The organism is Pseudomonas onubensis, from assembly GCF_965653655.1.
In the GTDB taxonomy this organism is placed as follows: Bacteria; Pseudomonadota; Gammaproteobacteria; order Pseudomonadales; family Pseudomonadaceae; genus Aquipseudomonas.
The window spans coordinates 146,932-171,613 of record NZ_CBFHAZ010000001.1 but is presented as its reverse complement, the minus strand read 5'-3'; the positions used below and the strand labels follow the sequence as shown (position 1 = coordinate 171,613).

General features: G+C 59.3%; 25 protein-coding genes. 14 read left to right on the top strand and 11 right to left on the bottom strand.

Translation table 11 applies throughout. From position 1 onward, the window contains the following. The first annotated feature begins 184 nt into the window (after positions 1 to 184). Genes speB through ACTD9P_RS00740 form a run of 4 tightly spaced genes read left to right on the top strand, consistent with a single transcriptional unit; the run spans position 185 to position 4,625 of the window. Positions 185 to 1,135: an agmatinase gene (speB, locus tag ACTD9P_RS00755; RefSeq protein WP_056861477.1), complete on the top strand. Its 951-nt coding sequence runs from the start codon at positions 185 to 187 to the stop codon at positions 1,133 to 1,135. Further along, a complete protein-coding gene (locus ACTD9P_RS00750) occupies positions 1,135 to 1,554 on the top strand; it encodes a YybH family protein (RefSeq protein WP_438866311.1) in 420 nt (139 codons plus the stop codon). Before speB ends, ACTD9P_RS00750 begins: the two co-directional genes overlap by 1 nt. Before the next feature lie 21 nt (positions 1,555 to 1,575). Then, positions 1,576 to 3,213 (top strand): purine-cytosine permease family protein, encoded by a 1,638-nt coding sequence (locus ACTD9P_RS00745; RefSeq protein ID WP_438866310.1) that lies wholly within the window; start codon positions 1,576 to 1,578, stop codon positions 3,211 to 3,213. A 29-nt stretch (positions 3,214 to 3,242) separates the two neighbouring features. Continuing rightward, the gene (locus tag ACTD9P_RS00740) at positions 3,243 to 4,625 is read left to right on the top strand and encodes a sodium:solute symporter family protein (RefSeq protein WP_438866309.1); all 1,383 of its coding nucleotides are present in this window, start codon (positions 3,243 to 3,245) and stop codon (positions 4,623 to 4,625) included. Positions 4,626 to 4,695: 70 nt separating this feature from the next. Here ACTD9P_RS00740 and ACTD9P_RS00735 read toward each other — a convergent pair whose 3' ends face one another. From ACTD9P_RS00735 to ptrR, 3 genes are all read right to left on the bottom strand, one after another. Next, positions 4,696 to 6,237 (bottom strand): NAD(P)-dependent oxidoreductase, encoded by a 1,542-nt coding sequence (locus tag ACTD9P_RS00735; protein WP_438866308.1) that lies wholly within the window; start codon positions 6,235 to 6,237, stop codon positions 4,696 to 4,698. A gap of 319 nt (positions 6,238 to 6,556) precedes the next feature. Next, entirely contained in the window at positions 6,557 to 6,679 is a 123-nt protein-coding gene (locus ACTD9P_RS00730; RefSeq protein WP_017134862.1) for a PA1414 family protein, read from the bottom strand. Positions 6,680 to 6,821: 142 nt separating this feature from the next. Beyond that, entirely contained in the window at positions 6,822 to 7,715 is an 894-nt protein-coding gene (ptrR, locus tag ACTD9P_RS00725) for a putrescine utilization regulator PtrR (protein WP_438866307.1), read from the bottom strand. Between the two features lie 104 nt (positions 7,716 to 7,819). Here ptrR and ACTD9P_RS00720 point away from each other — a divergent pair, with 104 nt between their 5' ends. Then, the gene (locus ACTD9P_RS00720) at positions 7,820 to 9,019 is read left to right on the top strand and encodes an MFS transporter (protein WP_438866306.1); all 1,200 of its coding nucleotides are present in this window, start codon (positions 7,820 to 7,822) and stop codon (positions 9,017 to 9,019) included. Here the strand turns inward: ACTD9P_RS00720 and ACTD9P_RS00715 are convergent. The 3 genes from ACTD9P_RS00715 to ACTD9P_RS00705 all read right to left on the bottom strand — a co-directional run bounded on the left by ACTD9P_RS00715 (position 8,931) and on the right by ACTD9P_RS00705 (position 11,859). Then, positions 8,931 to 10,373 carry an NCS1 family nucleobase:cation symporter-1 gene (locus ACTD9P_RS00715; RefSeq protein ID WP_438866305.1) on the bottom strand — a complete coding sequence of 481 codons (1,443 nt, stop codon included), beginning with the start codon at positions 10,371 to 10,373 and terminating at the stop codon, positions 8,931 to 8,933. The genes ACTD9P_RS00720 and ACTD9P_RS00715 overlap by 89 nt on opposite strands. Positions 10,374 to 10,571: 198 nt before the next feature. Further along, the gene (locus ACTD9P_RS00710) at positions 10,572 to 10,970 is read right to left on the bottom strand and encodes a DUF2177 family protein (RefSeq protein ID WP_438866304.1); all 399 of its coding nucleotides are present in this window, start codon (positions 10,968 to 10,970) and stop codon (positions 10,572 to 10,574) included. A 52-nt stretch (positions 10,971 to 11,022) separates the two neighbouring features. Beyond that, positions 11,023 to 11,859 carry a CvfB family protein gene (locus ACTD9P_RS00705; RefSeq protein ID WP_438866303.1) on the bottom strand — a complete coding sequence of 279 codons (837 nt, stop codon included), beginning with the start codon at positions 11,857 to 11,859 and terminating at the stop codon, positions 11,023 to 11,025. A gap of 324 nt (positions 11,860 to 12,183) precedes the next feature. On the opposite strand from ACTD9P_RS00705, the gene ACTD9P_RS00700 reads away from it, so the two are divergent. The 3 genes from ACTD9P_RS00700 (at position 12,184) to ACTD9P_RS00690 (ending at position 14,226) form a co-directional block, all read left to right on the top strand. After that, entirely contained in the window at positions 12,184 to 12,363 is a 180-nt protein-coding gene (locus ACTD9P_RS00700; RefSeq protein WP_003193095.1) for a PFL_1563 family small protein, read from the top strand. A 207-nt stretch (positions 12,364 to 12,570) separates the two neighbouring features. Next, complete coding sequence (locus ACTD9P_RS00695) at positions 12,571 to 13,293, top strand: TorF family putative porin (RefSeq protein WP_438866302.1); 723 nt, start codon at positions 12,571 to 12,573, stop codon at positions 13,291 to 13,293. Between the two features lie 66 nt (positions 13,294 to 13,359). After that, positions 13,360 to 14,226 carry a DUF6279 family lipoprotein gene (locus ACTD9P_RS00690; protein ID WP_438866301.1) on the top strand — a complete coding sequence of 289 codons (867 nt, stop codon included), beginning with the start codon at positions 13,360 to 13,362 and terminating at the stop codon, positions 14,224 to 14,226. Between the two features lie 114 nt (positions 14,227 to 14,340). Here ACTD9P_RS00690 and ACTD9P_RS00685 read toward each other — a convergent pair whose 3' ends face one another. Then, positions 14,341 to 14,730 (bottom strand): hypothetical protein, encoded by a 390-nt coding sequence (locus tag ACTD9P_RS00685; protein WP_017134854.1) that lies wholly within the window; start codon positions 14,728 to 14,730, stop codon positions 14,341 to 14,343. A gap of 156 nt (positions 14,731 to 14,886) precedes the next feature. On the opposite strand from ACTD9P_RS00685, the gene ACTD9P_RS00680 reads away from it, so the two are divergent. Beyond that, entirely contained in the window at positions 14,887 to 15,162 is a 276-nt protein-coding gene (locus ACTD9P_RS00680; protein ID WP_438866300.1) for a hypothetical protein, read from the top strand. A 114-nt stretch (positions 15,163 to 15,276) separates the two neighbouring features. On the opposite strand, the gene ACTD9P_RS00675 is transcribed toward ACTD9P_RS00680, so the two are convergent. Then, the gene (locus ACTD9P_RS00675; RefSeq protein ID WP_026013512.1) at positions 15,277 to 16,623 is read right to left on the bottom strand and encodes a DEAD/DEAH box helicase; all 1,347 of its coding nucleotides are present in this window, start codon (positions 16,621 to 16,623) and stop codon (positions 15,277 to 15,279) included. 193 nt (positions 16,624 to 16,816) lie between these two features. On the opposite strand from ACTD9P_RS00675, the gene ACTD9P_RS00670 reads away from it, so the two are divergent. After that, positions 16,817 to 18,115: a mechanosensitive ion channel family protein gene (locus ACTD9P_RS00670; RefSeq protein ID WP_138814430.1), complete on the top strand. Its 1,299-nt coding sequence runs from the start codon at positions 16,817 to 16,819 to the stop codon at positions 18,113 to 18,115. A 109-nt stretch (positions 18,116 to 18,224) separates the two neighbouring features. On the opposite strand, the gene ACTD9P_RS00665 is transcribed toward ACTD9P_RS00670, so the two are convergent. The 3 genes from ACTD9P_RS00665 to ACTD9P_RS00655 all read right to left on the bottom strand — a co-directional run bounded on the left by ACTD9P_RS00665 (position 18,225) and on the right by ACTD9P_RS00655 (position 20,360). Beyond that, entirely contained in the window at positions 18,225 to 19,091 is an 867-nt protein-coding gene (locus tag ACTD9P_RS00665; protein ID WP_438866299.1) for a carboxylate/amino acid/amine transporter, read from the bottom strand. 203 nt (positions 19,092 to 19,294) lie between these two features. Further along, positions 19,295 to 19,894 carry an FMN-dependent NADH-azoreductase gene (locus ACTD9P_RS00660; RefSeq protein WP_017134849.1) on the bottom strand — a complete coding sequence of 200 codons (600 nt, stop codon included), beginning with the start codon at positions 19,892 to 19,894 and terminating at the stop codon, positions 19,295 to 19,297. A gap of 151 nt (positions 19,895 to 20,045) precedes the next feature. After that, positions 20,046 to 20,360 carry a 3-phosphoglycerate kinase gene (locus ACTD9P_RS00655; protein WP_438866298.1) on the bottom strand — a complete coding sequence of 105 codons (315 nt, stop codon included), beginning with the start codon at positions 20,358 to 20,360 and terminating at the stop codon, positions 20,046 to 20,048. 49 nt (positions 20,361 to 20,409) lie between these two features. Between ACTD9P_RS00655 and ACTD9P_RS00650 the strand changes: the two genes are divergently transcribed. From ACTD9P_RS00650 to ACTD9P_RS00635, 4 genes are all read left to right on the top strand, one after another. Continuing rightward, complete coding sequence (locus ACTD9P_RS00650; protein WP_065929812.1) at positions 20,410 to 21,333, top strand: PA3225 family LysR-type transcriptional regulator; 924 nt, start codon at positions 20,410 to 20,412, stop codon at positions 21,331 to 21,333. Between the two features lie 14 nt (positions 21,334 to 21,347). After that, positions 21,348 to 22,151, top strand: coding sequence for an alpha/beta fold hydrolase (locus ACTD9P_RS00645; RefSeq protein WP_438866297.1), 804 nt, complete (start codon positions 21,348 to 21,350; stop codon positions 22,149 to 22,151). Between the two features lie 3 nt (positions 22,152 to 22,154). Beyond that, positions 22,155 to 22,718, top strand: a complete 564-nt coding sequence (locus ACTD9P_RS00640) for a peptidylprolyl isomerase (protein WP_438866296.1) — start codon at positions 22,155 to 22,157, stop codon at positions 22,716 to 22,718. A gap of 82 nt (positions 22,719 to 22,800) precedes the next feature. Further along, complete coding sequence (locus tag ACTD9P_RS00635; protein ID WP_438866295.1) at positions 22,801 to 24,633, top strand: ABC transporter ATP-binding protein; 1,833 nt, start codon at positions 22,801 to 22,803, stop codon at positions 24,631 to 24,633. Positions 24,634 to 24,682: the final 49 nt, after the last annotated feature.

Here is a 24,682-nt window from a genome sequence, read left to right as displayed (position 1 = left end):
TTCGCGAGCAAGCCCGCTCCCACATTTTGACCGAGTTCGGCAGGAAGGACCTGCCGGGTCACAGTTTACCTCAGCCATTAGTTTAGAAAAATCTGAACTAAGTATTTGCCTCTGCCGATTCTTCCCGCCACGGGCTTTTCGCAGAATCGGCCCCTAATAAACAAAACAACGATGAGGCACTCCCGTGGACAAGATTTTCCACCAACCACTGGGCGGCAACGAAATGCCGCGCTTCGCCGGCATCGCCACCATGATGCGACTTCCCCACCTGCAAACGGCCAAAGGCCTGGACGCCGCCTTTGTCGGCGTGCCCCTGGATATCGGTACCTCGCTGCGCGCCGGCACCCGCTTCGGGCCGCGTGAAATACGCGCCGAATCGGTGATGATCCGCCCTTACAACATGGCCACCGGCGCCGCACCGTTCGACTCGCTGTCGGTTGCCGACATCGGCGACGTGGCGATCAACACCTTCAACCTGCTCGACGCCGTGCGCATCATCGAAGAAGCCTACGACGAGATCCTTGAGCACGACGTAATCCCCATGACCCTGGGCGGCGACCACACCATCACCCTGCCGATCCTGCGCGCTATCCACAAAAAGCACGGCAAGGTTGGGCTGGTGCACATCGATGCCCACGCTGACGTCAACGACCATATGTTCGGCGAGAAAATCGCCCACGGCACCACCTTCCGCCGCGCCGTGGAAGAAGGCCTGCTCGATTGCGACCGCGTCGTACAGATTGGCCTGCGCGCCCAGGGCTACACCGCCGAAGACTTTAACTGGAGCCGCAAACAAGGCTTCCGCGTGGTCCAGGCCGAAGAATGCTGGCACCACTCCCTCGCGCCGTTGATGGCCGAAGTGCGCGAAAAAGTCGGCGGCGGCCCGGTGTACCTGAGCTTTGATATCGACGGCATCGACCCGGCCTGGGCACCTGGCACCGGCACCCCGGAAATCGGCGGGCTGACCACCATCCAGGCGATCGAGATCATCCGTGGCTGCCAGGGCCTCGACCTGGTTGGTTGTGATCTGGTAGAAGTTTCGCCGCCTTACGACACCACCGGCAACACCTCGCTGCTCGGCGCCAACCTGCTGTACGAGATGCTCTGCGTACTGCCCGGCGTGGCGCATCGCTGATGAGCCTGCAGCAGGTATTGAAAGCCGCCGCCGAGCTGGTGGCGGCCTTCGCCGCGAATGACCGCGAGGCTTACTTTGGCGCATTCACCGCCGATGCCAGCTTCGTGTTCTACACCCTCCCCCAACCGCTGCTGAGCCGCAATGCCTACCAGGCGTTGTGGGACAGCTGGCGCGCGGACGAGGGGTTTGAGGTGCTGTCCTGCACCTCAAGCAATGCCTTTGTCAGCCTGCAAGGTGACGTGGCGGTATTTATTCATGACGTGGCCACCGAGCTGCGCATGAACGGGGAGCAATTTTTTAGCCAGGAGCGCGAGACCATTGTCTTCAAACGGCAAGCGTCTCACCTAAAACAACAAGGCCTGTGGCTGGCCTGTCACGAACATTTGTCCGCTATGCCGGAAGGGCTGCCGCCCCCTTAGCCAATGTGATCGGAGCTGATCATGAATAATAAAAACAACCAAAACAGTATTCGCAGAATAGAAACCAACGGGGTCGAACAGATCCCGGACCACGAACGTACCGCCAGGCCCAAGGATCTGTTTCGCCTGATATTCGGCGGTGCCAATACCTTTGCCACCGCCGTGCTGGGCTCGTTTCCGGTGCTGTTCGGCTTGTCGTTCCAGGCTGGGGTCTGGGCGATTGTGCTGGGCGTGTTGGTGGGCGCGCTGATCCTGGCGCCCATGGGCTTGTTCGGGCCGATCAATGGCACCAACAACGCTGTGTCTTCGGGTGCGCACTTTGGTGTGCATGGGCGGATTGTCGGCTCGTTTCTGTCGCTGCTGACGGCGATTGCCTTCTTCTCACTGTCGGTGTGGAGTTCCGGTGATGCGCTGGTCGGTGGTGCGAAACGTCTGATTGGCCTGCCGGAAACCGACCTGACCCTGGGCTTGGCCTATGGATTGTTTGCCCTGCTGGTGCTGACCGTGTGCATCTACGGCTTTCGCTTCATGCTGTGGGTCAACCGCATTGCGGTGTGGGCGGCGAGCCTGCTGTTTCTGCTGGGCATCTTCGCCTTCGCGCCAGCGTTCGACAGCCACTTCGCCGGCACCGTCGCCATGGGCCAGGCTGGCTTCTGGGCTGCCTTCATCGGCTCGGCACTGGTGGCCATGAGCAACCCGATTTCCTTCGGCGCGTTCCTGGGTGACTGGTCGCGCTACATCCCGCGTGAAACGCCGAAAATGCGCATCATGCTGGCGGTGGTGCTGGCGCAGATCGCCACCTTGATCCCGTTTCTGTTCGGCCTCGCCACCGCGACCATCGTGGCGATCAAGGCGCCGGACTACATCGCGGCCAACAACTATGTCGGCGGTTTGCTGGCCGTATCACCGAGCTGGTTCTTCCTGCCGGTGTGCCTGATCGCGGTGATCGGCGGCATGTCCACCGGCACCACCTCGCTGTATGGCACCGGGTTGGACATGTCCAGCGTGTTCCCGCGCCTGCTGTCGCGAGTCAAGGCCACGTTGCTGATTGGGGTGATGTCGATTGCCTTCATCTTTATCGGACGTTTCGCCGCCAACCTGGTGCAAAGCGTGTCGACCTTCGCCGTACTGATCATCACCTGCACCACGCCATGGATGGTGATGATGATCATCGGCCTGATCGTGCGCCGCGGCTTCTACTGCCCGGATGACTTGCAGGTGTTCACCCGTGGCGAGACCGGCGGGCGCTACTGGTTCAGCCACGGCTGGAACTGGCGCGGCCTGGGCGCCTGGATCCCGAGCGCGCTGGTGGGCCTGTGCTTCGTCAACCTGCCGGGGCAGTTTGTCGGGCCGCTGGGCAACCTGGCCGATGGCATCGATATCAGCCTGCCGGTGACGCTGGGGCTGGCGTCGGTGGTGTACCTGACCTTGCTTCGCATGTTCCCGGAACCGGCCGCCGTCTATGGTCCGGCCGTTGTGGCGAGGGAGCTTGCTCCCAATGGGGTGCTTGCTCCCGATGGGGTGCGGAGCGGCCCTAAAAAAGCCGGCTCCAGCTTCGCTGTCGAACGGGAGCAAGCTCCCTCGCCACAGCAAGCTCCCTCACCACAGCAAGCGCCCTCGCCAGAGCAGGCTCCCTTCCTGCACAAAGCTTCTCAATAGCCTAAAAAAATAAACGGAGAACCGCCGTCATGGCTTTGGATTTATTCGTCGTACTCATCTACGCCGCCGGCATGCTCGTGCTCGGCTATTACGGCATGCGCCGCGCCAAGACCCACGAAGACTATTTGGTGGCCGGTCGTAACCTGGGGCCGTCGCTGTACATGGGCACCATGGCTGCCACGGTATTGGGCGGTGCATCTACTGTCGGCACCGTGCGCCTGGGGTATGTGCATGGCATCTCCGGCTTCTGGCTGTGCGCCGCGCTGGGCGCGGGGATCATCGCGCTCAACCTGTTCCTGGCCAAGCCGCTGCTCAAACTGAAGATTTTCACGGTCACCCAGGTCCTGGAAAAACGCTACAACCCCATGGCCCGCCAAGCGAGTGCGGTGATCATGCTGGCCTACGCCCTGATGATCGGCGTGACCTCGATCCTGGCCATTGGCACCGTGCTGCAAGTGCTGTTCGGTCTGCCGTTCTGGGTGTCGGTGCTGCTCGGCGGTGGTGTGGTGGTGGTGTATTCGACCATCGGCGGCATGTGGTCGCTGACCCTTACCGATATCGTGCAATTCGTGATCAAGACCGTCGGCCTGATGTTTATCCTGCTGCCGATCTGCCTGTACCGCGTCGGCGGCTGGGATCAACTGGTGGCCAAGCTGCCGGCGTCGAATTTCAGCTTCACCGAAATCGGCTGGGACACGATCATCACCTACTTCATGATCTACTTCTTCGGCATCCTGATCGGCCAGGACATCTGGCAACGCGTGTTCACCGCCCGCGACGAAAAGGTCGCCCAGTACGCAGGCACGTTCGCCGGGTTCTACTGCATCCTCTACGGCCTGGCCTGCGCCCTGATCGGCATGGCCGCGCATGTGCTGCTGCCGAACCTGGACAACGTCAACAACGCCTTCGCCGCCATCGTCAAAGCCTCACTGCCCGATGGTATTCGCGGCCTGGTGATCGCCGCCGCACTGGCTGCGATGATGTCCACCGCCAGCGCCGGCCTGCTCGCCGCGTCCACTGTACTGACCGAAGACCTGCTGCCACGCCTGCGCGGCGGCAAGCAGTCGAGCCTGAATATTAACCGTCTGTTTACGATGCTGACCGGCATCGCCGTGCTCGGTATCGCGCTGGTGGTCAACGACGTGATCAGCGCCCTGACCCTGGCCTACAACCTGCTGGTGGGCGGTATGCTGATCCCGCTGATGGGGGCGATTTTCTGGAAGCGCGCCACCACCTCCGGCGCGATTGCATCCATGACACTGGGCTTTGTGACGGCGCTGGTGTTTATGTTCAAAGACGGCTTGGACGCGAACACGCCGATCTACTACAGCCTGGCGGTTGGGCTGGTGAGTTTTGTAGTAGTTAGTTTGTTGTCGCCCCGGCCAGAGGCTTCAGTAGCTCGGGCCATTTGACAGGTAACGGGATTTAGAGCGGTTTCTTCAGCGGGCGCGACGTCGGATGTCGCGCCCGTTTTTTTATTCTTCAATTATCAGGCGCTTTCGCCTGAATAATTTCCTCGACCAGAGAGGCCCACAACAATCCCTGTGTGGTGCCCCCGGCATACGTTGCCCCGGCCACGATCTGGTTGTAGGCGGACCAGTGGACGATTGAGAGACCGTCTGGATCCAGGTTAGTGACAACCAAGTGCTCTCTGCTCAGTTCAGCAATTTCGGCCGGACTCAAATGCCGAGGAACAAACCGAACCCCAGAACGCTGCAAAAGCGCACCTATTGCAACCTCCACATCACTGGCATCAGCCCTATACGCTTCATCAATCCCTGACCGCGCGAGTTGTGCCAGCGACGAGTTGTCGGCCAGGAATTTTTCAAACAGCTCGACACCTGCTCGATTGCACTCAACCGTCAAATATTGATTGGCGGGTATCAGCGTATTACTGGCGCCATCACGCTGCTGATTCCCGCCGTAAACCGTAACCTGATAATTGGCCAGGCGGAACATCACCGCCTGGAACAGGCCGTTGATCCCTCTGCCGATGATCGACACGCGCGGAGCACCGCCCTCTAGCTTCTCAGCAGGAATCCTCAGAGAGTGTGCGAGTTTGCGGCTGACAAGACCGCGCAAGGCCATCAAGCTCAACTGAACCGAGACCGCGTAATCCAGGTCGCATTTGCAGGCTTCGGTGGTTGCCGCCTGGGTCGTCAGCGTCGCCGGTTTGCGCCACGTGCCGACACTGCAGCCGAGTGCTTGAGTGCGCATTCGAAACGCGTCCAGTGTCTTAGGCCCGTAGTCCAATACCAACTGCATATCTTCAGCCGTTGCCAGGCTCTGCAAAGCATCGTCGCTGAAGACGTCCGGCTTGGCGACGCAGACGAGGCGAGCGTTTTTATGTAAACCCTGGATGAGAGACCGATCAATGCGATGGGCGGATTCATCGTTCAGGGACAGACAAATGGCCACGGCATAAGCGTCATGTAATGCCCCGCGCCAGTCTGCGACAAATGACACCCTGGAATTGCACAGGGTGTTGCCACTGTTATCCGGCGCTCGCCCCTGTCTGTTGATAACCTTGATCCGAACATCCGGATCTCGATCAAGTAACAACCGGACAAGTTCTTTTCCCACATTGCCATATCCCATCACGCAAACATCGCGGGGTATGGAACCATCGGCCAGTGTCAACCAATAGGCGATATAGGCTGCGACATGCGGCGCATTGACCCCAGGCGTATTGACCACCCGTATATCGTTCAACGCGCACAGTTCCAGTGCCACCTTATCCAGACTTGTCCCCCTGCGGACCAAATGGAGGGTTCCAAATGGGTGGGATATGCGCCATTGGTCGATGACGTCCGCATCGATAATCTGGTCCCCGATAATGAGGGTTGAAGGCCGCAAAAGCCCTATCTGCATGAGTAGCGCTTGCTTGGTGAGGGTAGGCGGGAAAAATACGACGTTGGCGGGTGCATCAGCCTTCCAGCCTCTGGACACCGGGGCGATGTGCAAAACATTTCCGGTTGTGGCGATCAATGACGCGGCGACTGGGGGAACGCAAGAGGGCTTCATTGCTTGTCTCCAGGAACGCTGACTTAACTTTTAATCCGAGGAAAGCTACGTGCTTGGTGGCAACCTAAGCGCATATTTGGATTGAAATAAGCCAGCCGATTCTGAAGAACAGGTAGTCCGGTTCCGACACTTAGAGTTATGAGAGCTGTTGTCGCGAAAGAAACGTCACATGTCGCGCCCGTTTTTTCACCTTGTACAAAACAACTGTGGGAGCGGGCTTGCCCGCGATAGCAGTGTGTCAGTCAACTTTTTATCGACTGATACGCTGCTATCGCGGGCAAGCCCGCTCCCACATTATAAAACCTGTTGCAACCTGAGCTTAGCGGCGACGCGGACGACGCTGCTCGTCATCTGTGCGAATCGGAATAGGCTGCAGCGGTGGTTCAATCAGGCCCAGCGCAACGCCGAGGTCGTGGAGCCAGTTTTGAATTTTCTCTTTCATGGTTGCCCCCTTTGAGGGTAATGCGGCTAGGCGGCAGTTCTGTCGCCTTTTCCTACAGTGATAGTAGCTCTAAGTCCTAGGTAATGCTTGAACGAAACCACAACGAACTATTACAGGATTGATCTGAATCCCGACGGATCGTTCAAGCAATCGCGCGCGTGTCTTGCAGGAAATCGGCCTTGCCCTCTTGTTGCAGATCGATCCATGCATTGAGGTTAGCGCCGAGCATGCCCTTGCGCCACATCAACCAGGTGGTGGCAGTGGCAAAAGGCCCGATCAACGGATGAACGGACACACTGTCCTTGCCTGGCAGGCTGTCGAGCATCGATTCGGACATCAACGCCACGCCGGAACCGGCGATCACGCAGGCGAGCATGCCTTGGTAAGACTCAATCTCGATGGCGCGCCCCATGGCCACGCGCTCGTGGGAAAACCAGGTTTCCAGGCGCGCGCGGTAGGCGCAGCTGCGTCGGAAGGTGAATACCGAACGGCCGGAGACATCCTGGGGGCCACGCACGGGCGGGTGATCGGCCTCGCAAATAATCACCAGGCGCTCTTCGCACAGAGGCACACCGTCCAGCGACGCAATGGTGATAGGGCCATCCACCAAGGCTGCATCCAGACGGCCAGTAATCAAACCCTCTAACAACTCGCCGCTGGGCGCCGATTGCACCTGGAGGTTCACCATCGGATAGGCTTTGTGATAGCGCGCCAACAGTTTGGGCAAATGCACAGCGGCCGTGCTGTACATGCTGCCCAGCACAAAATCGCCTGCCGGTTGCCCACCTTGCACCGCGCCATGGGCTTCATCATGCAGCGCCAGCAGACGAGTGCTGTAGTCCAGCAGCACTTTGCCCGCAGGAGAAAGCTGCAAGCGCTGGCGTTCGCGCACGAACAACTCGACGCCAAGTTGCTCCTCCATCTGCTTGAGCCGTGTCGACAGGTTCGATGGCACTCGATGCAGGCGCTCAGCCGCGCGGGTGATGGAGCCCTCTTCCGCCACGGCCTGGAAAATCCGCAATTGACTGAACTCCATACCTTTCTCCAAAACTGAACAAGTTACTCACTATTATTCATTTTTACAGAAAGTCAATTCGCTTTAGCCTAGAGGTTATTCGCTTCCCCGTAGGAAACCTGAACATGTCACCGCTGATTCGCTTAACCGCCAGCTTTATTGCTCTGATGATGGCCATGGGCATTGGCCGCTTCGCCCTCACCCCGCAGATGCCGCATTTGCTCAGCGAGGGGCAGATTGACCTGACCGGCGCCGGCCTGATTGCCGCCGCCAACTACTTGGGCTATTTCGTCGGCGCGGTGGATTCGATCTTTGCCCGCAGCCATCACCACATAAAAGCGCGATTGTATGGAGGGCTGTGGCTGTGCGTGCTGCTGACCCTGGGGTCATATTGGGCGCATGGCTTCTGGCCGCACTTGCTGCTGCGCTTTGGCACCGGCGTGGCGAGCGCCTGGGCGCTGGTAATGATCACCAGTTTGAGCCAACCGCTGGCAATAGCTGCCGGGCGGCCACGCTTGGGGGCATTGGTATTTGCCGGGCCGGGCCTGGGGATTCTGCTGACCGGGTTGCTGGCACTGGGTTCCAATCTGTTGGGCGAAGACTCTGCGACCTTGTGGCTGGTCTATGGCGTGGTGGCATTGGTGATGTTGCTGGCCATCCTGCCCTTTTTACCGAAACCGACCGTGACGGTGGCCCATGCCACCAGCGCGGGCAGCAACGCCAGCATCGCGCACCTGTGCTGGATCTACTTCTTGTATGGCCTGGGCTACATCATCCCTGCGACCTTCTTGTCGCAGATGGCCAGCGCGCAATTCAAAGGCGCCTGGCAAGCCGATCTGTTCTGGCCGTGTTTTGGCCTGGCGGCGGCGCTGGGTGTGGTGGTGGCGAGCCTTCGTCGCAAGGACCCGAACACCACCCGCCGCTGGTTGATGACGACGTTATGGCTGCAAGCGGCCGGAGTATTCGCCTGCCTGTTGGGCAATGGTTGGGGCCTGGCACTGGGGGTGTTGCTGTGTGGTGCGCCGTTCCTGGCGTGCATGCAACTGGTGATGGCACGTTTGCGCGACGTGGCGCCCCACGGCTACCAGCGCAGCACCGGGCTGCTCACCGCCAGCTTTGCGATTGGCCAACTGTGCGGCCCATTGCTGGCGTCGGTGAGCAGCCACTTGAATGGCGGCTTGCAACCGGCGTTGGTGATCGCCGGCTGTGGTTTGGTGTTGGCGGGTACGGTGTTGGTCAACCGGCAACCAGCGACGTTGGCGCACGAACCTGCTCGCGCCGCGCCAGCACCAGGAAAAACATCCCTCCCAGGAAGCACCCGGTAAACCAGGCGAAGTTGGCCATGCCCTGCAATGCAGGCGTGAAGGTGATAGCGACGCCCACCAGCGTCGCTGGCACCAAGGCTTTGACGGCGGTCCAGTTCACGCCGCCGTCGTAGTAATAACGGCCGTTCGGGCTGTCGTCGAACAGGGCATCCACGTCGATTTTCTGCTTTTTGATCAGGTAGAAATCCACAATCAAAATCCCGAACAGCGGCCCGATAAACGCAGCGAGAATGTCCAGGGTGTAGTGGATCATCAGCGGGTTGTTGAACAGGTTCCACGGCGTGATAAAGATCGAGGCCACGGCCGCGATCATGCCACCGGCGCGCCAGCTGATCTTGCTCGGCGCGACGTTGGCGAAATCAAACGCCGGTGAAACGAAGTTGGCGACAATGTTGATGCCGATTGTGGCGGTCACGAAAGCAAAAGCGCCGAGCAGCACGGCCATGCTGTTGTCGATGCGCGAAACCGTAGCGATTGGGTCATGCAACATTTCGCCAAACACCGGCAAAGTGCCCGAAACGATGACGACAGTCACCAGCGAGAACGCCAGGAAGTTAACCGGCAACCCCCAGAAATTGCCGCGTCGCACGTCGTGCATGCTGCGGCAGTAGCGGCTGAAATCGCCGAAATTGAGCGTAGGCCCGGAGAAGTAAGACACCACCAGCGCCGTCGCCACAATCACTTGGCCAAACGCCTGCCAGCCTGACAGGGATTTTTCCGCCAGGGTGAAACTGATGTTCGCCCAACCCGCCTTCCACACAATCCAGCCAGCCAGAGCAAACATCACCGCATAGACCACCGGCCCCGCCCAATCAATAAAGCGGCGGATGGACTCCATGCCGGCCCAGAATACTGCTGCCTGCAGCGTCCATAAGCTGAGGAAGCCAAACCAGCCCAGGTAGGACAGGCCCGCAAAGTGCGGCTCTGCATACACCGCCATCTGTGGGAAAAAGCGCAGCACTACGATAATCAAGGCACTCGATGCCAAGTACGTCTGGATGCCGTACCAGGCCACAGCGATCAAACCGCGAATCACTGCCGGAATATTCGCCCCAAACACGCCAAATGCCAGCCGGCAGATTACCGGGTATGGCACCGCCGCTTGCTGGCTCGGCTTGGCCACCAGGTTGGCGATCAACTGCACGATGCAAATGCCGGCGAGCAAGGCGATCAACACCTGCCAACTGGCCAGCCCAAGGGCAAACAGGCTGGCGGCGAACACGTAGCCGCCGACGCTATGCACGTCGCTCATCCAGAAGGCGAAAATGTTGTACCAGGTCCATTTCTGCGGCAGCGGCCCGAGGTCCTGGTTGTACAGGCGCGGGCTGTAGCCTTTGGGCAATTGTTCGGTCATCGCTTGGCTCCTCGAAATACCGGCCCGCGCTGCCGTAACGGTGTGCATACGGGAGGCGGCCTGGTTTGTATACGAGGTGTTCAGCAGAATGCGTGCCAATGGCACACAATCCCTCTGAAACGGTGTTCCAAAGGGGTTTATGAGGGCTTATTGGCGGGGGGTATGCTCAGCAACAGTGCACGTCAATCCTGTACACAATCAATGCTGCACCCGATGTGCACACACATAGCCGACACTGCAACAGACGGCCGTCAGGAAGGTGCCCCAGGCCATGTCCATCAGCGCCAGCCCGGCTGACCAGCCGTTCAGCGTCGCCCAGTTGCTCAGGTCATAGGTGCCGTAGGCCACCAGGCCGAGCAATGCGCCAAGGCGCGCCGCACGTTGCCAACTGCCGCTGGGCAGGACCACGAACACCACGCAACCGATGGCATACAGCAGATAAAACAGCACAGCGGGCAACAGGCGCGGCTGATCAAGCATCAGCGAGCCGAGCAGGGCTTTGTAGGTGGGGCCCATGAGGACGCCGAGCCAGAGGCCGTCGAGCACCAGAAACGCGAGCAAGGTGCCGAGGTAGGCGAAGAGTATTTTGCGGGTCATGGTTGCAGCCTCTGTAGGCGCCGAGCGGCACCTACAGAAGAGCAAAACGCGATCAGCTTAGTTCAATGCGATCGGCGTGAATCACAATCTGGCCCGCCTTGTAGAGCGCACCAATGGCTTTCTTGAAGTTGCCTTTGCTGACGCCGAACAAATTGCTGATCACCGCCGGGTCGCTCTTGTCGCTGACCGGCAAGCTGCCGTTGTTTTCACGCAACTTGGCGAGGATCTTCGAGTTCAGGCTGGAGGCCGCTTCCTGGCCGACCGGTTGCAGGCTCAGGCTGATGTTGCCGTCCGCGCGGATCTCTTTGATAAAGCCTTTCTCTTCCTTGCCCGGGCGCAGGAACTTGAACACTTCGTTCTTGTGGATCAGGCCCCAGTGCTTGTTGTTGATGATCGCCTTGAAACCCATGTCGGTGGCTTCGGCCACCAGCAGGTCGACTTCCTGGCCCACCTGATAGTTGGCAGGCGTCTTATCCAGGTAGCGGTCAAGTCGCGCGGTGGCGGTGATGCGCTTGGTGTGCTTGTCGAGGTAGACGTGCACCACGCAGTATTCACCCGCGGTCATCTGGCGTTTTTCTTCCGAATACGGCAGCAACAGGTCCTTGGGCAAACCCCAGTCGAGAAATACGCCGATGCTGTTGACTTCGACGACTTTCAAACTGGCGAATTCGCCGACTTGAACTTTCGGCTTTTCAGTCGTCGCGATAAGTTTGTCATCGCTGTCCAGATAAATGAAAACGTTCAGCCAGTCTTCATCTTCACTGGGAATATCTTTGGGGATATACCGATTAGGCAAGAGGATTTCGCCATCTTGCGCACCATCCAGGTACAAACCAAAGTTAGTGTGTTTAACCACTTGCAAGCTGTTGTAGCGCCCGACTAAAGCCATTTCCAGATACCTTCGTTACGTGGGCGGCATTCTACCCGAGTTGCGCCCGCCACGCGCGTGCGCCTAAAAAATCGCGGGGCAACGTGGCCTGGTAATGGCACCGCCCCGCTCGTCTGATCAATCGATCGAATTTTGCCGGTGGCCAGCAGCCGAACAAACCCTGTGGTTTCGAGTTAAAACAGTAAGTTAGCGGTTTATTCAAAGGTCAAACTTTGGCCGATGATAGCGGCCTGGGTTATTCCCGGAGGATATTTGCCAAGCAATTGTCAAGTATTTCCTGTACGATGCCTGGCCAAGTTAATTTTCTACAGGTTAGTGGCCGCCATGCGCGTAAAAGCATCCAATAGCAAAGCAAAGCCAGCTCCCGCCGTTGAAACCAGCGAATCGATCAACAGCCAAATTGCTGCTTTCCTCAAGTCCGGCGGCGAAATCCAGCAAATTGCCAAGGGCGTGAGCGGCCAGACTTTCGGCCCGTCCAAGCAGATCAGCCTGGGCAAAAAGTAACTACCGCGCATCGCATCTAGCTCCTAAGCGTCTTGCCTTCCAAGGCGCCAGGACTAGAGTCTGAAACACCCTCCCGCTACATCTCCTGATGCGCTAATCGATGAACGGGGCTCACCGCGTAGCATTCGCCGGTATGCTTGCACCCGTCTAGCACGGGCATCTGTCCGATTTTTTCGTAACTGCTCCTCGCTTTTCATGGAGTGAAGCATGCTCAAGCCCTGCTTGTTTCTCATCGCTGCCCTCGCGGCAAGCCCTCTTGCACACGCGCAGATTTTTCAGCGTGAGCTGGGTGACTTCGACCTCAAGTTAGGCACCACGCCCAGCCGCAGCATGGCCCAGGGTTTGGTCAAGCCCACCTCGCCGGGCAGCGATTCCTTCCACGGCGGCCTGGACCTGAGCCACGACAGTGGCCTGTATTTCGGCCAGTTCTCGCCCAACATGGGCCTGTCCTCGGCCAACAACCTCGAAGTCGACTCCTACATGGGCTTCAAGCGCCCCTTCGACCAGACCCTGGGCTACGAAGTGGGCATGATCCACTACAGCTACCCCAAGCTCAGCCCTCTCGACAGCCAGGAGTTCTACGGCGGCCTGAACCTGCTGGGCAATCGCTTCGGCGTGTCCTTCAGCAACGACCCGGATCGCCAGGACAGCACGCTGTTTGCCGACCTCGGCGGTACACAGCCTTTCGGCATCGGCGTCAGCATGAAGTACACCACTCACCAACTCGGCACGCCAGCGGCGGTAGACGGCGGCACCATCAGCAGCTTCAGCGACTGGTCGGTGCAGTTCTCGCGCGCCTGGAAAGGCGTGGACCTGGACCTGATCTACAGCGGCTCCAGCCTCAGTGGTGGCGACTGCTCGGCCTACTCCGGACACAATTCGCAATGCGACGGCCTGTTGACCTTGAAGGCCGCACGGTCGTTTTATTGATGGGCTGAACTGTCGCGCCCCGCGCAGGTTCACATACATGAACCATCTCTGCGCAAGGACACGCCCATGCTGCGTCGGCTCAAATTACTGGTGGTAGTACTGACCTTGAGCCTGGTGCTCGCCGGCTGCAATCGCGTTGGCCTGGCCTACCGTAACCTTGATGTGATCATCCCCTGGACGCTCAACGACTACCTGGACATGAACGCCGGGCAAAAGAGCTGGTTCAACGACACCCTCAAGGAGCATCTGGCCTGGCACTGCACCACCCAATTACCGGGTTACCTGGACTGGCTTGATCGCCTGCAACAGATGGTCGACAACAACCAGGTCACCGACGCCGCGCTGCAAGCGCGCACCGTCGAAGCCAAGCAGGCGATCGCTGAAGTGGCCCGCGAGATCACGCCATCAGCCATCCAGTTACTGCAGGGCCTGGATGATCAACAAGTCAAAGACATGAGTGATGCGCTGGCCAAAGACCTGCGCAAGCGCCAGGACGAATACCTCAAACCGCCACTGGCCGTGCAGATCAAGGAGCGCGCCGAGCGCATGAGCAAACGCCTGGATGCGTGGATGGGGCCGTTGAGTGCCAGCCAGCAGAACCGAGTGACGGCGTGGTCAATCGCACTGGGCGAACAGAATCAGGAATGGATCGGTAATCGCGCCCATTGGCAGGCGCAATTTATCGACGCCTTGCAGCAGCGTCGCAGCGCTGACTTCCCACAGAAAATCCAGCAATTGCTGGTAGATCGGGAAAGCTTGTGGACTTCGGAGTACCGTGCAGCCTATGCGCAGACCGAAGCCGCTGCACGTAGCCTAATCGTAGACTTGATGGCCGAAAGCACCCAAAAGCAGCGGCTGAAGCTGACTCAGAAGATCAACGGCGTACGCAGCGACTTCAAGGCCCTCAAATGCCTCAAGGCCGCCTCAACTTAAAATGTGGGAGCGGGCTTGCTCGCGAATGCAGTGTGTCAGTTGATAGATTCATCGACTGATTCACCGCATTCGCGAGCAAGCCCGCTCCCACATTTTGGTATGGGGTGTGCCTTTTTACGCAATCTGCGCCTTGGAAGCCACCTCGGCAAACGTCGCCGGGTCCAGTGCGTCTGCCTGCTCGTCCAGCACTTGCCGCGGGTGATCGTTGCCCGGGATCGAGCTGTCGATCAGGGCCAGCAACTGCGCGCCCAGCGCCGTGAGGATGAAGTTCTCACCATTGCCGCCCTCTTCTTCCGGGCGCGACTCAATAAACCCGCGTTTGAAAAGCAGCGCTTCATAATCGGCAGCAGTCTTCTTCAGCGCATCCAGATTGCCCGTAGACTCACCCGCTGTGGCTTTTTCGGCCGCTTCCTGTTCAGCATATTTGCGCGGCGCAAAGCTGCCTTCGCCGTTCTGCACTTCATGCAGCAGACGTTCGATCAAATCCCAGTTGTAAGTCGTCATCCTGATTCCTCCTGCGGGCAGATTAAAAAAGTGGCCCGTCATAGGTAGTGACACGACCGAACACTGGCCGTTCATCCCAATAGACCAGCGTCATTTCTCTGAACTTTCCAGACGTTCGCCCCCTCAACTGAACATCACTGCCAAGGAGGTCCGACCATGAAAACCCTGATGAACCTGGCCATCGCCGCCACCCTGCTAGGCGCCCTGCCCGCCTGGGCCTGCACGCCGGAAGAGGCCACGGCCAAACGCGAGCAACTGGCCAAGGAAGTGACCAAACTGACCCAGCAAAACCCGGCCAAGGCCAAGGAAATCAACGATGAGTTGCAACACATGAACCTGGAGACCGCCAGCGCGGATCTGCCGGACAAGTGCCAACTGATCGACCAGCGCCTCAAGGAGCTGGATGAAGCGGCCGCCAAAGCGAAAAATTAACCACAACAATGGGACGTGGAGCGCCCCTGGCGGCATTCCCACGCAGAGCGCAGGAACGATTAAATGAGGGCATAAAAAAACCGGACAGCGTCCGGTTTTTTCATATCAGCAGCCTTATTCGGCAGCTGGCGCTTCTGGCTTGCGGCGCTTGAGCGGCGCCATGCCATCCTTGCTGACGAGCGACAGGTTGTCGGTCTTCGGCCGGTTGGCGATTTTGCGTTTGGTCGGCGACTTGGCGCCGGTTTTCTTCTTGTCGCCCTTGGCGTCGGTCTTTTTCTTCTTCACACCAACGGCCTTGCCCGACGCCTTGACCTTCTTCGGCCCGGTGTAGGTGCCTTTGACTTCCTTGATGGTGCGGCGCTCGAACGACTGCTTGAGGTAGCGCTCGATGCTCGACATCAGGTTCCAGTCACCGTGGCAGATCAGCGAGATCGCCAAGCCATCGTTACCGGCACGCCCGGTGCGGCCAATACGGTGCACGTATTCGTCGCCGCTGCGCGGCATGTCGAAGTTGATGACCATGTCCAGGCCATCCACGTCCAGGCCGCGCGCGGCAACGTCGGTGGCCACCAGGATCTTCACGCCGCCAGCCTTGAGGCGGTCGATCGCCAGTTTGCGGTCCTTCTGGTCTTTCTCGCCGTGCAGCACGAACGCCTTGTATTCCTGAGCCACCAGACGACCGTAGATGCGGTCGGCTGCGGCACGGGTGTTGGTGAAGACGATGGCCTTCTGATAGGTCTCGTTGGCCAGCAGCCAGTTCAGGATCTGCTCTTTGTGCACGTTGTGGTCGGCCATCACGATCTGCTGACGCGTGGTGGCGTTCAGGTCGCTGACGTTGTTTACCTGCAGGTGCTCAGGGTTGTTCAGCACCTTGGCAACCATGTCGCGCAAGGTCGAGCCGCCAGTGGTGGCGGAGAACAGCATGGTCTGCTGGCGGTTGACGCACTCGGCCACAAGACGCTGCACATCGTCGGCAAAGCCCATGTCGAGCATGCGGTCGGCTTCGTCGAGCACCAGCACTTCGACTTCCTTGAGGTCGAGGTTGCCGGCGTTGAGTTGCTCGATCATCCGGCCTGGGGTGCCGATCAGGATGTCAGGCACCTTGCGCAGCATGGCAGCCTGGACCTTGAAGTCTTCGCCGCCGGTGATAATGCCGGACTTGATGAAGGTGAACTGCGAAAAGCGCTCCACTTCCTTCAAGGTCTGCTGCGCCAACTCACGGGTCGGCAACAGGATCAGGGTCTTGATGCTCACACGGACTTTGGCCGGGCCAATCAGGCGGTTCAGCACCGGCAAGACAAAAGCGGCGGTTTTACCGCTGCCGGTTTGCGCCGTCACCCGCAGGTCACGCCCTTGGAGCGCGAGCGGGATGGCCGCTGCTTGCACAGGCGTAGGCTCGACAAATTTAAGCTCGGCCACGGCTTTGAGCAGGCGTTCGTGCAGGGCGAATTGGGAAAACACGGGTGCTACCTCGAAGAAATACAAAATATCAGCTGCATAGGGTAACGGTTTCGGGCGCTCAAACCGAGTTTCTTTACGCGACCGGCGCTAATCAGCTGCTTTTTTGTCAGCAGATTTGTCCGCAAAACCAACTTTGTTGCACATAAATGCTCTAATCGGCCCGTGTTGTCTTACAGAAGAATCGGTTTTACCCATGGATATCAAACAGCTCTGGCTCAACGTCCAAGACCTTTGGGGCGCCCTCGATGAACACCCACTGCTGCATTCCAGCCTGGGTTTGCTGATATTGCTGGTCGTCGCCCTGTTGGTCGGGCGGGTAGCGCGCTACCTCATCCTCCACGCCGTCAAACTGCTCGGCCGGCAACCGGCGCTGCACTGGCTCAATGACCTGCGGCATAACAAAGTCTTCCACCGCCTGGCGCAGATGACGCCTTCCCTGGTGATCCAGTTCGGCCTGTACCTGGTGCCCGACCTGAGCAAGACCGCCACCCTGTTTATCGGCAATGTGGCGCTGGCGTTCACCATCCTGTTCATGACGCTGGCCGTGAGCGCCCTGCTTAACGCCTTGCTGGATATCTACGCACGCACCGAACATGCGCGCACGCGCTCGATCAAGGGCTATGTGCAGTTGGCGAAGATGGTGCTGTTCGTGTTTGCCGCGATCATCATCGTCGCCACCTTGATCGATCGTTCGCCGCTCTTGCTGCTCTCCGGCCTGGGTGCCATGTCGGCAGTTATTTTGCTGGTGTACAAGGACACGCTGCTGTCGTTTGTGGCCAGCGTGCAACTGACCAGTAACGACATGCTGCGGGTCGGCGACTGGATCGAGATGCCCCAGGTCGGCGCCGACGGTGACGTGGTGGATATCACCCTGCATACGGTCAAGGTGCAGAACTTCGACAAAACCATCGTCTCGATCCCGACCTGGCGCCTGATGTCCGAGTCGTTCAAGAACTGGCGCGGCATGCAGGCCTCCGGCGGTCGCCGCATTAAACGCAGCCTGTATATCGATGCCAGCGGTGTGCGTTTTTTGCGCGACGACGAAGAAGTGCGCATGACCCAAGTACACCTGCTCACCGACTACATCAGCCGCAAGCAGGCCGAACTCAAGGCCTGGAACGAAGCCCAGGGCCATAGCGCGCAACTGTCGGCCAACCGCCGCCGCATGACCAACCTCGGCACCTTCCGCGCCTATGCCCTGGCGTACCTGAAAAGCCACCCGGACATCCAGCCGAACATGACCTGCATGGTGCGTCAGATGCAAACCACCGCCCAAGGCGTGCCGCTGGAAATCTACTGTTTCACCCGCACTACAGCGTGGGCGGATTACGAGCGGATCCAGGGCGATATCTTCGATTATTTGCTGGCGGTGCTGCCGGAGTTTGGCTTGAGCCTGTATCAGCAGCCGAGTGGCAATGATCTACGTGCGGGCGTGTTGCCGGCGGTATTGGGGGCCAGTCATTTGCCAGCCCTGGAAAACGAATCTGCCTAACGCCATCAATTACCTGTGGGAGCGGGCTTGCCCGCGATAGCGGTGAATCAGTCGAAATATACAAACCTGACATTCCGCCATCGCGGGCAGGCCCGTTGCCACACTAGCCTCAGCGGTGGATCGCGTCCTTGCGCACACCCAACCGGCTGATCCACACCGCCCCCAGAATCACCAAACCTCCCAGCGCCAAGCGCCCCAGCGGCTCGTGCTGATTCCAGATCAGCAAGTTGAGCAACAACCCCACCGGCACGTGCAGGTTGTTCATCACCGCCAATGTGCCGCCGTTGACCAGGCAGGCGCCTTTGTTCCACCAGTACATGCCCAACGCCGTGCTGACCAGCCCAAGGAATACCAGCACGCCCCACTGCAGCGGCGCTTCGGGCAAAAAGTTGGTTTTACCGAACAGCAGAAACGCCGGCAGCACCACGATCAAGGCGCCCAGGTAGAAGTAGCCAAAGCGCCGGTAGTGCGGCAAATCACTCGGGTAACGCGCCACCAGGTGCTTGTACATCACCTGCCCGGCAGCGTAGGTGAAGTTGGCCAGTTGCAACAGCAAGAAGCCCATCAGGAAGTTCGGCGTGATCTGGTCAAAGCGAATCACCGCTGCGCCGCCCACGGCCACCAAGGCGGCGACCAATGCCCAAGGGTTGAAGCGGCGATTAAGCGCGTCTTCGATCAGGGTCACGTGCAACGGCGTGAGGATGGTGAACAGCAGCACTTCCGGCACCGTGAGCACACGAAAGCTCAAGTACAGGCACACATACGTCACGCCGAACTGCAGCGCACCGATCAGCAACATGCCGCGCATGAAGGGTGGCGCCACCGACCGCCAGCGAGTCAGCGGGATGAAGATCAGCCCGGCCAATACCACACGCACCAGCACGGCGAAGTAGCTGTCGACGTGACCGGCGAGGTATTCGCCGATCAAGCTGAAGGAAAATGCCTGAATCAGGGTAACAACCAGTAAGTAGCCCATGCGCGCCTCGTTTTGAATGGGCGGGACATTAAAGGTTTTCGGCGTTTACTGAAACTCAAGGCAAAAAAAACCCGACCTCGCTATAGCGGCAGTCGGGCAGGAGCACTCAGGAGCAACAAGTGCAAAGGGAGGTTCGATACGCGTACTTGAAGGGTTTGCGTGGAGCGATATAAACACCGCGCGATTATGTGACGATTAAAACGTTACGCGACTTGTGCCAGCAGCGCTTTGGCGTGGTTGATGCCCTTCTCCTGGAAGTCACCACTCAGGTTCACGCCTTCGGCATGAATGAACGTAACGTCGTGAATCCCGATAAAGGCCATGACCTGGCGCAGGTACGGTTCCTGGTGATCGGAACTGGCGCCGGTGTGGATGCCACCGCGAGCGGTCAACACGATAGCGCGCTTGCCGGTGAGCAAACCCTGCGGGCCGGTGGCGGTGTACTTGAAGGTCACACCGGCGCGCAGCACGTGGTCCAGCCAGGCTTTTAGGGTGCTGGGTATGGCGAAGTTGTACATCGGCGCGGCCATCACCAGCACATCGGCGGCGAGCAATTCGTCGGTCAGTTCGTTGGAACGGTCCAGGGAAGCCTGTTCGACGCGGCTGCGCTGGTCGGCGGGTTTCATCCAGCCGCCGAGCAGGTTGGCGTCCAGGTGCGGGACCGGGTTGAGGGCCACGTCACGCACGGTGATCTGATCCGCCGGGTGGGCGGCCTGCCATTGGCTGATGAACTGTTGAGTCAGCTGGCGGGAGATCGAATCCTGCTGGCGGGCGCTGCTTTCGATGATCAGAACATTGGACATGGCTGGGTAGGCTCCATCTGTAAATGCTGTAAGACGATGGAGCGAAGATTAAACAGAGCCAATTCGATAAAAAAGCGTAAAAAACTGCTATAACCCATCTATAAATTTGTTCATAAGCGGAGTATTGCTGTGGGCATGCTCCGCTGCCGCGTTATTTTGGAACGCACGCCAGGGCGATACGCATCTTGATAATCGAGCGGGTGAATTTGACCGTGGTGTTGGTGCTTTTACCTGCCGGCACCGTGACCGTTCGACGACGCGGCGATTCCGGGCCGTTGGTGAAGGTTACCGAGCACACCGCGTCATTGGGGCCGTAGTTATTCAGCTGTATGGAACTGATGTCGTTGTCGACGTCGGACGCCGTGTAGTCAATGCTCACGCCCTCGATCTTTTTAGTAACGTCGGTGGAATAGGCAAACGCGCTCATCGGCAGCAGCGCCAGCAACACACAACAGAATTTTCTCATTCGGCAGTCTCCAATAAGGACCGCCAGCTTAGGACAAGAGGAGCTCATCTTGAAAGCGCCCCGCGTTACCCTCGATCAATGGCGCACGCTGCAGGCCGTGGTCGACCACGGTGGCTTCGCCCAGGCGGCTGAAGCACTGCACCGTTCGCAGTCCTCGGTGAGCTACACCGTGGCCCGCATGCAAGACCAGCTCGGCGTGCCATTGCTGCGCATCGACGGGCGCAAGGCCGTGCTCACCGAGGCCGGTGAAGTGCTGTTGCGCCGTTCGCGGCAACTCGTCAAAAACGCCAGCCAGCTGGAAGACCTCGCCCACCATATGGAACAGGGCTGGGAAGCCGAAGTACGTCTGGTGGTGGACGCCGCCTACCCGAATGCGCGCCTGGTGCGAGCGCTCACCGCCTTTATGCCGCAAAGCCGTGGCTGCCGCGTGCGCCTGCGTGAAGAAGTACTGTCGGGGGTTGAAGAGCTGTTGATAGATGGCATGGCTGACCTGGCCATCAGCAGTTTCATCATTCCGGGCTACCTGGGCACGGAAATGAGCGACGTGGAGTTTATCGCCGTGGCCCATCCCGACCACTCACTGCATCGCCTGAACCGCGAACTGAGTTTCCAGGACCTGGAAAGCCAGATGCAAGTGGTGATCCGTGACTCCGGCCGCCAACAGCCGCGCGACGTCGGCTGGCTTGGCGCCGAACAGCGCTGGACCGTCGGCAGCTTGCCCACCGCCGCTACCTTCGTCAGCAGCGGCCTGGGCTTCGCCTGGTTGCCCCGGCACTTGATCGAACGCGAACTCAAGGATGGCCTGCTCAAGCAGCTGCCATTGGAAAAGGGTGGCAGCCGCAACCCGACGTTCTACCTGTACTCGAACAAAGACAAACCCCTGGGGCCGGCCACGCAGATTCTTATCGATTTGTTGCGCACCTTTGACACCGCTCCCCTGGACGCCCCTTTCGCCGCCCCCCAGCAAGCCTGAAACGGAGTTCACCCATGGCCTGGTTCGACCACGAAGGCTGCAGCCTGCATTACGAGGAATACGGTTACGGCACCCCGCTGATCCTGATCCACGGCCTGGGTTCCAGCAGCCAGGATTGGGAATTGCAGATTCCGGTGCTGGCCCGGTATTACCGCCTGATCGTGGTGGATGTACGCGGTCACGGTCGCTCCGACAAACCCCGCGAACGTTACAGCATCCAGGGTTTTACCTTCGATCTGCTGGCGTTGATCGAACACCTGAACCTGCCGCCCGCCCATGTCGTGGGCTTGTCCATGGGCGGCATGATCGCGTTCCAGCTGGCCGTGGACGAGCCCGCGCGGGTCAAGAGCCTGTGCATCATCAACAGCGCACCGGAGGTCAAGGTGCGCAGCGCCGAAGATTACTGGCAATGGGCCAAGCGCTGGAGCCTGGCGCGCGTGCTCAGCCTGGCCACCATCGGCAAGGCCCTGGGCGATCGGCTGTTCCCTAAACCCGAGCAAGCCGACCTGCGGCGCAAAATGGCCGAACGCTGGGCAAAAAACGACAAACGTGCTTATCTCGCCAGCTTCGATGCGATTGTCGGCTGGGGCGTACAGGAACAACTTTCCCGAATTACCTGTCCTACGCTGGTCATCAGCGCCGACCACGACTACACCCCCGTGGCGCAGAAAGAAAACTATGTAAAACTGCTGCCCGATGCGCGGCTGGTGGTGATCGAGGATTCCCGCCATGCCACGCCCTTGGACCAACCCGAAGTCTTTAACGCTACCTTGCTCGATTTTCTAAAGACAGTCGAAACCACTACCCAGGATCACTGACCCATGCTGAAAAAAATCGCCTTCTTTGCCGGCTCCGTATTGTTCGCAGCCAACCTGATGGCTGCTGAGCCTGCCAAGGCCCCTCACGTCCTGATCACCACCACCAACGGCGACATCGAAATCGAACTGGACCCGGTCAAGGCGCCGATCAGCACCAAGAACTTCCTGGCCTATGTCGACAAAGGCTTCTACACCAACACGATTTTCCACCGCGTGATCCCGGGCTTCATGGTCCAGGGCGGCGGTTTCACCGCGCAGATGTCGCAGAAGCCGACCGAAGCGCCGATCAAGAACGAAGCCAGCAACGGCCTGCATAACGTGCGCGGCACCTTGTCGATGGCACGCACCAATGATCCAAATTCGGCCACCAGCCAATTCTTCATCAACGTGGCCGACAATGCCTTCCTCGACCCGGGCCGCGATGCGGGTTATGCCGTGTTCGCCAAAGTGGTCAAGGGCATGGACGTCGTCGACGTTATCGTCAACTCGCAAACCACGACCAAGCAAGGCATGCAGAACGTGCCAATCGACCCTGTGTACATCAAGTCGGCCAAGCGCATCGACTGAGGTCCGCAGCAAGCTCCGCACGCGGCCCACAACGCCGCGTGCGCATTTGAAAGGAGAGCCCGCAGCGCGGGCGTCAGACTGAATGCTCTATCGTCGCTTTGAACAACTGATCGACATCTTCCGCGACGCGCCCAGCGCCGCCCCTCCTGATAAAGTCCTGCCTTTCTACCTCTACTACCTGCGCCAGGTGTGGCCAAGCTTTGCCGCCTTGCTGGTGGTCGGCCTGATCGGTGCGTTGATCGAAGTGGCGCTGTTCAGCTACCTGAGCCGCATCATCGACCTGGCTCAAGGCACACCGCCCGCGAATTTTTTCCAGATTCACAGTGCCGAACTGATCTGGATGGCCGTGGTGGCCCTGCTGCTTCGCCCGATCTTCAACGGCCTGCATGACTTGCTGGTACACCAGACCATCAACCCCGGCATGACCAGCCTGATCCGCTGGCAGAACCACAGCTACGTGCTCAAGCAGAGCCTGAATTTTTTCCAGAACGATTTCGCCGGGCGTATCGCCCAGCGCATCATGCAAACCGGCAACTCCTTGCGCGACTCGGCGGTAGCGACGGCGGAAGCCATCTGGCACGTGTCGATCTACGCCATCAGCGCCCTGGTGCTGTTTGCCGAGGCGGACTGGCGCCTGATGATCCCGCTGATTACCTGGATCGTTCTTTACAGCCTGGCGCTGCGTTACTTCGTGCCACGCGTGAAAGAACGCTCGGTGATTTCCTCCGAGGCGCGCTCCAAATTGATGGGCCGCATTGTCGACGGCTACACCAACATCACCACCTTGAAGCTGTTCGCCCATACGCAAAATGAGCAGGAATACGCCAAGGAAGCGATCATCGAGCAGACTGAAAAAACCCAGTTGGCCGCGCGCGTGCTCACCAGCATGGACGTGACCATCGCGATCCTGAACGGGTTGTTGATCGTCACCACCACCGGCCTGGCCTTGTGGCTGTGGACGCAGTCGCTGATTTCCGTGGGCGCCATCGCCCTCGCCACTGGCCTGGTGATCCGTATCGTCAACATGTCCGGTTGGATCATGTGGGTGGTCAACGGTATTTTCGAAAACATCGGCATGGTGCAGGACGGCCTGAAAACCATCGCTGCGCCGCTGGCGGTGACCGACCGCGAAAACGCGCCGCTCCTGCAAGTACCCCACGGCGAAGTCCGTTTCGAGCAGGTGGATTTCCACTATGGCAAAAAGAGCGGGATCATTGGCGGCTTGAACCTTCAGATCAAGGCCGGTGAGAAAATCGGCCTGATCGGCCCTTCCGGTGCGGGCAAATCCACCCTGGTCAACCTGCTGCTGCGCCTGTACGACCTGCAAGGCGGGCGCATCCTCATCGACGGCCAGAACATCGCCGAAGTTGCCCAGGAGTCCTTGCGGGCACAGATCGGCATGATCACCCAGGACACCTCACTGCTGCACCGCTCGATCCGTGACAACTTGCTGTACGGCAAGCCGGATGCCACCGATGAGGAGCTTAACGCTGCCATCCACAAAGCCCGCGCCGATGAGTTCATCCCGCTGCTGTCGGATGCCGAAGGGCGAACCGGGCTGGATGCGCACGTGGGCGAGCGCGGGGTGAAACTCTCGGGCGGGCAACGCCAGCGTATTGCCATTGCGCGGGTGCTGCTCAAGGACGCGCCGATCCTGATCATGGATGAAGCGACGTCGGCGCTGGATTCGGAAGTGGAAGCGGCGATCCAGGAAAGCCTGGAAACCCTGATGCAAGGCAAGACCGTGATCGCGATTGCGCACCGCTTGTCGACCATTGCGCGCATGGACCGCCTGGTAGTGCTGGAGAAAGGCCAGATTGCAGAGACAGGCAGCCATGCCGAACTGCTGGCCCATGGTGGCTTGTATGCCAGGTTGTGGCAGCACCAGACCGGCGGGTTTGTCGGCATCGATTAAAAGTACACCGCGAAACCGTGTGGGAGTTGGCTTGCCTGCTCCCACACTA